Origin of the sequence: Limimaricola sp. G21655-S1 (genome assembly GCF_027213785.1) — a bacterium.
GTDB lineage: Bacteria > Pseudomonadota > Alphaproteobacteria > Rhodobacterales > Rhodobacteraceae > Limimaricola.
Window position 1 is genome coordinate 1 of sequence record NZ_JAPWGO010000276.1, and the last position, 264, is coordinate 264.

Genomic DNA, 264 nt, shown 5'->3' on the forward strand with positions numbered 1-264 from the left:
GAATGGACAGCCTGTGGGCTAATGTATCAGCAACAGTTATTGGTGGTTGTATTTTAACATTTCTGTTCTTTTTGATTAGGGAGAAAATATCACCCCTCCCAAATATCAATGGTATGTGGCATTTGAAAAATATTACAGCAAACAGTGTCTATAATCCATATAAAGGGATGACGCTAGGTTATACGGCAATTCTTTGGTGTGAGGGAAACAGAGTTTCAGGAACTACAGAAAAAGTTTATGAAGATTCCGTGAATGGAGAAAGAG

At 37.5% G+C, this 264-nt stretch carries 1 protein-coding gene; it reads left to right on the forward strand.

Translation table 11 applies throughout. The features are described from left to right. Positions 1 to 264, forward strand: a 264-nt coding sequence (locus O4G76_RS20755; protein WP_269399007.1) for a hypothetical protein, incomplete at both ends; no start/stop codon positions are given.